The organism is Streptomyces sp. NPDC004752, from assembly GCF_053601275.1.
The window spans coordinates 1-9,697 of sequence record NZ_JBSGBN010000220.1; the positions used below are offsets into that span (position 1 = coordinate 1).

Below are 9,697 nucleotides of genomic sequence, written 5' to 3' on the forward strand. Positions count from 1 at the left end.
CGCGCGGGTGCGCCGCGGGGGCCGGCACGGCCGGTCGCGCAACCGTCGTGGCCGGTCGCGCAGTTCCCCGCTGCGCCATCGTGGCCGGTCGCGCAGTTCCCCGCGCCCCTATGGGGCACACTCCCGCGAACGTCCGCGAACAAAGCCAACCCCCGCCACCGCCCAGCAACACCCGCCGCCGTACACACCCGCGGCACCGTCGTGGCCGCTCGCGCAGTTCCCCGCGCCCCTACAGGGCACACCACCGCAACCGCCGACAGACCGACACAGCTGCGGGCAGTCGTGCCGCTGGGGCAGCACGGGCGGGCACAGCGGCACCCGCAAACACCGCCAAGCAACACCAACCGCCGTACACACCCGCGGGCCCATTGCGGCCAGGCGCGCCCCAACGCTCAGCTCGGCGGACGCCAACCCCGTGCCCGGCCGCGCGGTATCACCACCGCCGCCGCGGCCACCACCAGCATCAGAAGCGCCATGACACCGGCGGCCAGCAGCGCCCGGTCCCGGGGGGCGGTGGACACCTCGGGGAGGTGGAGCGGGGCGGTGCTCGGTGCGGCGGCGTGCGGGGCCGGGCCGGGCGGGACCATGGAGACCGCCGCGTACGGGTCGAGCCGGGGCGCGCCCCCGGTCGGGGCGGCGGAGGTGGTCAGCCGCTGGGCGGTCTCGGCGGCGGTCAGGTCCGGGTGGTAGGCGCGTACCAGGGCCGCCGCACCGGCGGCGAACGCGGCGGCCGCGGAGGATCCGGCGCCGATGTAGTGCCCCGCCCCGCGCGGCCCGATGCCGACCACCGGGCCGCCGGGGGCGGCCAGGTCTGCCCCGGCGACACCGGCGGCGCTGCTCAGCACACTGCCGTCGGCCGTCACCCCGACCACCGACAGGGCACCGGGCGCGGACGCCGGCCAGTACTGTGCGGCGGCCTCGCCGGACCGGGGCTCGACGTCCGGCGCGGCGGCCGCGACGACGAGGACCTGATGGTCGGTGGCATAGCGGACGGCGGCGGTCAGCTCGTTTTCTCCAGTGGTCAACGCCGAGGATACGGTGATGACTTGGGCGCCGTTGTCGACGGCAGCCCGGATACCGTCGGCGACCCGCTCGGCGGTGGCGGTGCCCCGCTCGTCGGTGCCGCGCACGGCAAGTACCCGGGTGTCCGGGGCCACTCCGTGCACGTCGGTGCCGCTGGTCTGCGCGGCGGCGACGAGACCGGCGACGAAGGTGCCGTGACCCACGCAGTCGTCGGCGGCGTCCCCGAGGGCGGTGACCCGCCCGGACAGCGCCGACGCCTTGGCCGACACCCCGGTGTCCACGACCGCGACGGTGATGCCCCCGCCCCGGGACAGCTGCCACGCGTGGGGCAGCGACAGGCTCCGCTGGGCCCAGTTGGCGGCCTGAGCCGTGCGGTTCGAGGCGGTGGTGCAGGGGGCGTCGTCGCCCAGGGCGAGCGGGATCGGCGGCAGGCTCGTACTGCCGGAGCCGCCGCCTTCGGACGCCCCGGATGAGTCAGATGCCTCGGACGCCGTGGACGAGGGAGCGGGAGAGGCGGGGGCCGCCATGGCGGGTGCCGGGACGGACAGGGCGCACACCGCCGTCACCGCCAGCGCGCCCAGCCCCGCGGACAGCCGGAAGAGGAAGCGGGAACAGGGGAGTTGGGGAAGCCGTGGGGACCGGAGATACCGGGATTGCCTCATGAGGCGCATGATAAGCGGGACACCCCGGGGCGCTCGGGCGGGTGTGGGAGCGGGCATGATGACCCCAGCACCACGGCCCACACAGTCCCCGGGGAGGATCAGCCGCGGCACTCGCGCGACGTGCTGCCGCCGCCTGCTGTTCACCGCAACGTCCTACTGTCTGTTTACTTATCCACCGTCGCCCTACCTGACTACCGTCGCCATGACGTCGCTGACGAAGAGGAGATCCAAGGCGTGGCACGCCAGCTGCTCACGGTCGGTCCCGAAAGGCCCGACAGGCCGGACAGCTTCCGAACGATAAGCGAAGCCCTGGTCAAGGCCCGTACGGGCGCGGTGATCAGCGTCCTGCCGGGGCGATACGAGGAGAACCTACGGATCTCCCGGCGGGTGACCATCGTCGCCGAGGGGTCGCGCGGCAGCGTGGAGATCGCGCCCCGCACCGGCTCCGCCGTGACCCTGGCGGCCGACGCCGTGATGCTCACCGACCTGGTGCTGCGCGGCCCGGAGGACGACGACGTCCCGGTCGTGGACGCCTTCCAGGGACAGGCCGCCCTCGACGGATGCGACATCGCCGGCACCGGCTGGACCGCGGTGCTCAGCCGCAACACGGGCTCACTGGCCATGCGCGGCTGCCGGATCACCAACCCCGAGGGCGCCGGTGTCGTCGACACCTCGTCGGAGGAGAGCGTCGTCGCGGACTGTGTGCTGGAGAACCTCGGCAGTTCGGCCGTCGTCCTCACCGAGAAGGCCCGAACCACCGTACGCGGCTGCACCATGCGGGACACCCGCGGCAACGGCGTCCTGGCCAACGGCCAGACCCGCGGATCGGTCGAGGACTGCGACATCTCCGCCACCGACAAGCCGGGCATAGCGCTGGAGCAGAACAGCGCCACCCGGGTGCTCCGTACCCGGCTGCACGACCTGGCGATCGGCGCCCTGGTGACCAGCTCCTCCCGCCCGGAGCTGACCGAACTCGACATCGTGGCCACCGCCGAGCACGGCGTCCTGGTCTCCTCCGGCGCCGAGCCCGTGCTGCGGCACTGCCGGGTGAGCCGGACGAAGGGCAGCGGTCTGGCCGTCACCGGGCGGGCCCGGGGGACGTACGAGGACTGCGAGTTCACGCACTGCGCGGGACCCGCCGTGCTGGCCACCGAGAGCGCGGCGCCGATGCTGACCCGGACCGTCGTGCGGGACTGCTCGGCGGTGTCCGCCGTGCTGCTGACCGGCGAGTCGGCGGCCGAGTTCGACCGTCTTGAGGTGATGTCGGCCACCGGTGTCGGCATCTGTGTGCGTTCCGGCGCCAACCCGCTGCTCCGGCGGGCCCGCGTGGTGTCGGCCGGCGGCCACGGCGTGGAGGTCCTCAAGGGGGGACGCGGCCGCCTTGAGGACTGCGTGATCGAGAAGGGCGGCGGCGCCGCCCTGCGGGTCGCCGACGACGGCCGCCCACATATCGGCAACAGCACGCTGTCGGACTCCGCCGGGCCCGGCGTCCTCGTCGCGCCGGGCGGCCTGGCCGATATCCGGGACACCGTCGTCGACGGCAACGCGGCGGAGGGCATCCGGGTCGAGGAGGACGGCGAGGTGTCCGTCGTCCGCAACCGGATCATCTCCTCCGGGTCGCACGGTGTGCTGCTGGCCGCCGGAGCACGGGCCGCGCTGGGCGACTGCGAGGTCGTCGGCGGCCGGGCCGACGGCATCCGGGTCGACACCGCCGAGCGGGTCTCGGTGCGCGACTGCACGGTCAGCGACAACCGGGGCGCCGGGCTGCGGCACACCGTCCGTGAGGGCATGCTCACCGTGGACCGGCTGTCCAGTGTGGCGAACGGCGCCCGGGACGCCTGGGACGGGGCGCCGCCGCCCGCCCCCGTGGACCCGGCGGCCCCCGCCGCCGCGGTCGCCCAGGGCGGCGAGATGGCCGAACCGCAGGGCCCGGTCGAGGAGTTGGAGGCCCTGGTCGGGCTGGAAGGGGTCAAGCACCAGGTGAAGAGCCTGGTCAACCTGACCCGGCTGGCCCAGCGCCGGGCCAGCCTCGGTATGCCGGCCCCGCCGATGAGCAGGCATCTGATCTTCGCGGGCGCCCCCGGCACCGGCAAGACCACGGTCGCCCGCCTCTACGGTTCCATCCTGGCCGAGCTGGGCGGGCTGCGCTCCGGCCACCTGGTCGAGGTCTCCCGGGCCGACCTCGTCGCCCAGGTCGTCGGCGGCACGGCGATCAAGACCACCGAGACGTTCAATCGGGCGCTCGGCGGCGTGCTGTTCATCGACGAGGCGTACACGCTCGCCTCCGACAGCAAGAACTCCGGGGCCGACTTCGGCCGCGAGGCCGTCGACACCCTGGTCAAGCTGATGGAGGACCACCGCGACGACGTGGTGGTGATCGCGGCCGGCTACTCCAAGGAGATGGAGTCCTTCCTCGCCGTCAACCCCGGTCTGGCGTCCCGCTTCGCCCGCACCATCGAGTTCGTCAACTACACGGTCGACGAGCTGGTGACCATCGTGGAGAGCCTGTGCGCACGGCACCGCTACGAACTCGTCCCCGACACCAGGGACGCGCTCGCCACCCACTTCGCCGAAATGCACCGGGGCCCCAACTTCGGTAACGGCCGGGTGGCCCGGCAGGTGTTCGAGGAGATGGTGGACCGGCAGGCGTTCCGGCTGGCCTCGCTCCCGGAGGCCGGGGAGCAGGATCTGACGATGCTGCTGCCCGAGGACGTCGGCGAGGCCGCGGCCGCCGCGGTCAAGGCCGCCTCGTCCGGTCACCGGACCGCTTCACCGCTGGACGAACTCAACGCGATGGTCGGCCTCGAAACCGTCAAGCACGAGGTCACCGACATGATCAACCTGCTGTCGGCGTCCCAGCGACGGCAGGCCGCCGGGCTGCCCGCCTCCCGTATCAACCGGCATCTGGTCTTCGCGGGACCGCCCGGCACCGGCAAGACGACGGTGGCCCGGCTGTACGGAAAGCTGCTGCGCTCGCTGGGTGTGCTGCCGCGCGGCCAGCTCGTCGAGGTGGCCCGCGCCGACCTCGTCGGACGCTATGTGGGACACACCGCCCAGCTCACCCAGGAGGTGTTCGAAAAGGCGCTCGGCGGTGTGCTGTTCGTCGACGAGGCGTACACCCTCACCCCGCCCGGCTCGCCCGCGGACTTCGGACGGGAGGCGGTGGACACCCTGCTGAAGCTGATGGAGGACCATCGCGAGGACGTCGTGGTGATCGTGGCCGGCTACACCGACGAGATGAACCGCTTCCTGGCGTCCAACCCCGGCCTCGCCTCCCGTTTCTCACGGCACGTCGAATTCCCCGACTACAGCTCGGAGGAGCTGGTCACCATCGTCCAGCGGCATGCCGCCGCATCCGGCTTCGAGTGCGCCCTTGAACTGCCGCAGGCGCTGCTCGCGTTCTTCAAGGCGCAGCCGCGGGACCGGTCCTTCGGCAATGCGCGGCTGGCCCGGCAGACCGTCGAGCACATGGCCACCCGGCAGGCCCGGCGGCTGGCCGCGATGAACTCTCCGAGCATGGCGGAACTCCAGACCCTGCTGGTCGAGGACCTGCCCGAGCCACCGCCGACGGGCGGGTAGCGACAGCGTACGCGGCCCGTCTCCGGCCGGTGGCCGGCGTATGTCGCCCATCTCCGGCCGGTGGGCGGCGTGCGCCACCGGCCGGACCCGCTCCCCGGTCACCGGGCCGCCGCCCTTCCGTCGGGGCTGGTTCGATCGCCGGGGGGAAGCCGCCGCCTCGCCCGCGCACACCAATGCCTCTACTCAGGGAGTCGCTGCGCGGCATGGTCACGCGCCACTTCGAGTCGCCGAGCGAGCTGATCACAGGCGGCCTCAATGTGGCCTGCCTGGAGGAGATTGACGAATTCGCGGTGGCTGAGCGGGACGATATTGCCGTCGGAGAGGCCGGCGGTGATGGCCGCCAGCCGAGACTCCGTGAGGAGTTGTGCATGAACCTCGACCAGCCTGCGAGAACCTGTCAAGGCAACCGTTGCCGCATGGCACTTGTGGTCGAGTTGGATCTGTTTGACACGGTCGGCGGACTCCAGCGCGGCTTCAAGGGCGTCAATGCTGTCGGCCAGGGCATCGCGGCTGCTCTGGTCCGCTTCGCCATAAGAGCGCGCGCCGGCGATTTCGATATGCAGTCGAGCGGTGTAGATGTCGACTAGCTCTTCCCGGCCGATGCGCGTGACCATGAACGCCAGTCCACGTCCCCGTCCTTGAACCAGTCCTTCGTTCTGCAGGCGAAGCAGGACCTCGCGGACGGTGGGCCTGGCGATTCCCAGCCATTCGCTCACCTGTGTCTCCGGGAGCGGCGTGCCAGGAGCCAGCGAGCCATAGACGATCTCACTGCGCAGCTGGTCGACGGCTTGGTCCACCAAGCTCGTCCTCTTCAGTTTCATGACCGGTCGCATCACCGACTGATAGTAGAGCGGCGGGAGCGCGGCGACCAAAGGCCGACCGTGCCCGCGCCATGCCGTGCGGCCTGCTCGCTGCGCCGCCGCCATGAGCCCACCCCGCGACGGGAGATGCACGTTCGGTGACGTCGGCGGCACGGTGAGCGACGGCACGGTGAGCGACAACCCGACACCCCCTGGCGACGGACACCCCCGACCGGCGATGCCCGGCAGACGCCCGGCAGCCGGCGAGCCACGGCCTCACGGTGACGCCCCTCCCTTTACTCCTGCCGTTCGGTCGAGCTCACGGCGGCGAAACGATGAGCGAAAATTCGAGAAACCTAGTTACTAGACAACCTGGTTGTGGCTGGTTATGGTCCCTGTCAGCCCTGGGCGCGCCGCAGCACGGCCGACCGCCTCTCGCGCGCCGCCGACCGCTCTCGCGAGGACGTCGGTGTTCCCGGGCCGGTGCCACCCAGGCAGACAACCGGCTGCCTGGCGATCAGTCTCGAAAGGCCCTACATGAGCGAGCAAACCGATACCGAAACCCCCATGTGGGGGAAAGTGACCTCTCTGGCGCTCCAGAACTCACCGGCACAGGGGCTCCGGCTGCGCGACCTTCCCGAGTTCATCCGGGCGTTCGCCGAGGTCAAGCTGGCTGCGGCACGTACGAACCAAACAATGGGACAGCTGGACGACACCCGAGCAGGCGCGATCGCCGACGCGGCGATCGATGTCGCCCGTGGCGGGCTGATCCATCAGTTCCCGCTCCGAGTCATCGCCACGGGCGGCGGCACCGCGACGAACATGAACGTCAATGAAGTCCTGGCCGCACGGGCGAACCAGCTCCTTCCCGCGGGCGTGCCCCGGGACATCCACCCGAACGACCATGTCAACCGATCCCAGTCGTCGAACGACGCCTATCCGACGGCGGCGAAGATCCTCTTCATCCGGCAGGCGCTCGACGTCGCGGCCGTGCTCCGCGACCTGGCCGGGAGTTTCAGGCGTCAGGCGGAGCGGCACGCCGGACTGCGTCGTCTGGGGCGGACCGCATGGCAGGACGCCGTCATGGTCTCGGTCTCCGCCCTGCACGAGGCGCACGCCACGGCGGCGGATCGCTTCGCCGGACAGTTCGAAGCGGCGGCACAGACGCTTCATGCGGTCCCGCTCGGCGGCACGGTCCTCGGAACCGGTATCGGTGCGCCCGACGGTTTCGCTCAGGCGGTTGTCGAGGAGCTGGCGGGCGTCACCGGACTGCCGCTGACCCCGAGTTCCTGCCCGACCGACGCCTTCACTCATGCCGACGGGTACGCCACGCTGGCCGACACCGCCGCGCGCTGCGCCGCGATCCTGGCCAAGCAGTGTGAGGATCTGCGCATCCTGAGTTCCGGCCCGAACGGAGGTCTGTCGGAGGTCAAGCTCCCAAGGCTCCAGCCTGGTTCGTCGATCATGCCGGGCAAGGTCAACCCGGTCGTGCCGACCATGGTGATACAAGCCAGCCTCTCGATCCGTGCCGCGGCGACGGCGGTGGGCATGGCCGTCACGGCGGGCGAGCCCGACATCAACCCCAACGGTCCCGCGGTCGTCGCATCCCTGTCGCCGGCGCTCACCGAACTGGCCTCGCTTGTGCCCGTCCTGATCGACAAGTGCATCGACGGACTCACCTGGAATCGCGAGCGTCTCGCCACGCTCGCCGCTCGGCCCTTCGACTCCCTCATCGCCGAGGCCGAAGAGGCCGGCTACGACGTGGTCGCCGACCACACGGTTTCCTGACGCTCGCGCGTAGCGCCGATCCATAGCCGCGCACAGCCGCGTACACCCGCGTACACCCGCATATAGCTGCGCACACCCGCCCGCGCCCCGCCCTGAAACGGCGACGGCTTGGCCCGCCCTTTCTCAAGTCTGATCGGATCATGGTTATGCAGAGCAGCACAACCTTCGTCAGCGACAGAATGAACATTCTGTTTCGGGCGATCAGCTCAATCGAGCGCATAGGGAATAAACTTCCCAGCCCGTTCTGGCTATTCTGGATCATGTCCGGAATTCTGGGCGTTGTCAGTCTGGTCCTTTCTCAGATCGGCGTGGCCGTCACCCTGCCCGACTCGGACAAAGTGGTTGCGGTCAAAAACCTGCTGTCCCTGGAGGGGCTCGGTTACGCGGCCGAGTCGGCGCTCGACAACTTCGGGCAGTTCCCGCCGGTTCCACTTGTTGTCGCGATGATTCTCGGCGTGAGCATCGCGGAGTCGAGCGGACTCATGACGGCCATGCTCAGGGCTACGATCATTCGTCTGCCCGGCCGCTGGGTGACGTTCGCGCTCGCCTTCGCGGCAATGATCTCGCATGTCATGGGTGACTCTGCCTATGTGGTGATGATCCCGCTCGGCGCCCTGGCCTTCCGTGCGGTAGGCCGCAGCCCGGTGCTCGGGGTGCTCGTCGCCTTCGTCTCGGTGTCGGCGGCCTTCAACGCGAGTCCCCTGGTCACTCCGTCCGCCGCGATCCGCGCGTCCCTGACCACCGCAGCCGCCAGAACGATCGACCCGAACTACGTGGTCACGCCGGTGGCGACCTACTTCTACGCCGCGGTCGCGTCGGTGCTCCTGTCGATCGTCATCACCTTCGTGGTCGAACTGTTCCTGGCCAAACGGCCGGAGTTCAGTCAGCTCCCGTCGAAGGAGGACGCTCCGGACGCCGACCCTGATGAGGACACCCTGGACGTGCGCCTCACACCGGAGGAACGCCGGGGGCTGCGGTGGGCCGGCCTGGCAGGTGCGGGTTATGTCGCGCTCATCGCGGCGCTGCTGCTCCCCCCGGGGTCTCCGCTGCGTGGCGAGGGCGGCAGCATCGTCGAGTCAGTGGTCGTCGTCGACATCGCCGTCTTCATATCCCTGCTGTTCGCGGTGGTGGGCTTCGCCTACGGCCGGGTGATGGGCACCGTCCGGTCGTTGGGCTCGCTGCCCAAGATCATGGCCGACGGCATCATCCCGATCGCCCCCGTGCTCGTTCTCTTCTTCGCGGCCGCTCAGTTCCTGGCCTACTTCGACTGGACAGGTCTCGGGACCGTGGTGACCGTCAAGGGCGCTGAACTGATCAGGCAGTTGGCGGCCCCGATCTGGCCGTCCTCATCGTCGTCATCTTCGCCATCGCGGTACTGAACCTCATCATCTCGAGCGGCACCGCGATGTGGGCCATTCTCGCCCCCATTCTGGTGCCCATGATGATGTACGTCGGCCTGCGACCGGAGGCGACTCTCTCGGCATTCATGATCGGCGACTCCGCCACCGGTCCCGTGACGCCGATGAACGCCTATTTCGTACTCGCCCTCGGATATGTGCAGAAATACAAGAAGAATGCCGGGATCGGCACGGTCATGTCCTTCACGATCCCGGTCTCGCTCGCGATCCTGCTGTCCTGGGCCGCGCTCTTCGTCGTCTGGTATCTCCTCGGCATCCCACTGGGTCCTGGTGGCCACCTCTACTGACCCGCACGCAACCGCCTCACCGCCCCGCACAGGATTGGATAACCGGTGCTTCTGAAAACCTTCGGCTGGTCGTTCGCGGTCACCGCGCTCGGCCTGGTCGCCGCGGTCTTCTACGGGGGGTGGACCGCATTCGGCATCGT

At 70.2% G+C, this 9,697-nt stretch carries 6 protein-coding genes; 4 read left to right on the forward strand and 2 right to left on the reverse strand.

What is annotated here, in order from left to right; translation table 11 throughout:
- Window positions 1–392 precede the first annotated feature (392 nt).
- Complete coding sequence (locus tag ACWEKM_RS44585; protein WP_451627033.1) at window positions 393–1,685, reverse strand: S8 family serine peptidase; 1,293 nt, start codon at window positions 1,683–1,685, stop codon at window positions 393–395.
- Between the two features lie 234 nt (window positions 1,686–1,919).
- On the opposite strand from ACWEKM_RS44585, the gene ACWEKM_RS44590 reads away from it, so the two are divergent.
- Window positions 1,920–5,264, forward strand: coding sequence for a right-handed parallel beta-helix repeat-containing protein (locus ACWEKM_RS44590; RefSeq protein WP_451627034.1), 3,345 nt, complete (start codon window positions 1,920–1,922; stop codon window positions 5,262–5,264).
- A gap of 179 nt (window positions 5,265–5,443) precedes the next feature.
- Here the strand turns inward: ACWEKM_RS44590 and ACWEKM_RS44595 are convergent, their stop codons facing one another.
- Window positions 5,444–6,265 (reverse strand): GntR family transcriptional regulator, encoded by an 822-nt coding sequence (locus ACWEKM_RS44595; RefSeq protein WP_451627035.1) that lies wholly within the window; start codon window positions 6,263–6,265, stop codon window positions 5,444–5,446.
- A 336-nt stretch (window positions 6,266–6,601) separates the two neighbouring features.
- On the opposite strand from ACWEKM_RS44595, the gene ACWEKM_RS44600 reads away from it, so the two are divergent.
- From ACWEKM_RS44600 to ACWEKM_RS44610, 3 genes are all read left to right on the forward strand, one after another.
- The gene (locus ACWEKM_RS44600; protein WP_451627036.1) at window positions 6,602–7,852 is read left to right on the forward strand and encodes a lyase family protein; all 1,251 of its coding nucleotides are present in this window, start codon (window positions 6,602–6,604) and stop codon (window positions 7,850–7,852) included.
- Between the two features lie 140 nt (window positions 7,853–7,992).
- On the forward strand, window positions 7,993–9,231 hold the full coding sequence (locus ACWEKM_RS44605; RefSeq protein WP_451627037.1) for an AbgT family transporter: 1,239 nt from the start codon (window positions 7,993–7,995) through the stop codon (window positions 9,229–9,231).
- 5 nt (window positions 9,232–9,236) lie between these two features.
- On the forward strand, window positions 9,237–9,557 hold the full coding sequence (locus ACWEKM_RS44610) for an AbgT family transporter (protein ID WP_451627038.1): 321 nt from the start codon (window positions 9,237–9,239) through the stop codon (window positions 9,555–9,557).
- The last annotated feature ends 140 nt before the right edge of the window (window positions 9,558–9,697 follow it).

Excerpts from the sequence above, each read along its gene's own strand:
- ACWEKM_RS44585 (WP_451627033.1), bottom strand. The coding sequence starts at position 1,685 with ATGAGGCAATCCCGGTATCTCCGGTCCCCACGGCTTCCCCAACTCCCC.
- ACWEKM_RS44600 (WP_451627036.1), top strand. The coding sequence starts at position 6,602 with ATGAGCGAGCAAACCGATACCGAAACCCCCATGTGGGGGAAAGTGACC.
- ACWEKM_RS44605 (WP_451627037.1), top strand. The coding sequence starts at position 7,993 with ATGGTTATGCAGAGCAGCACAACCTTCGTCAGCGACAGAATGAACATT.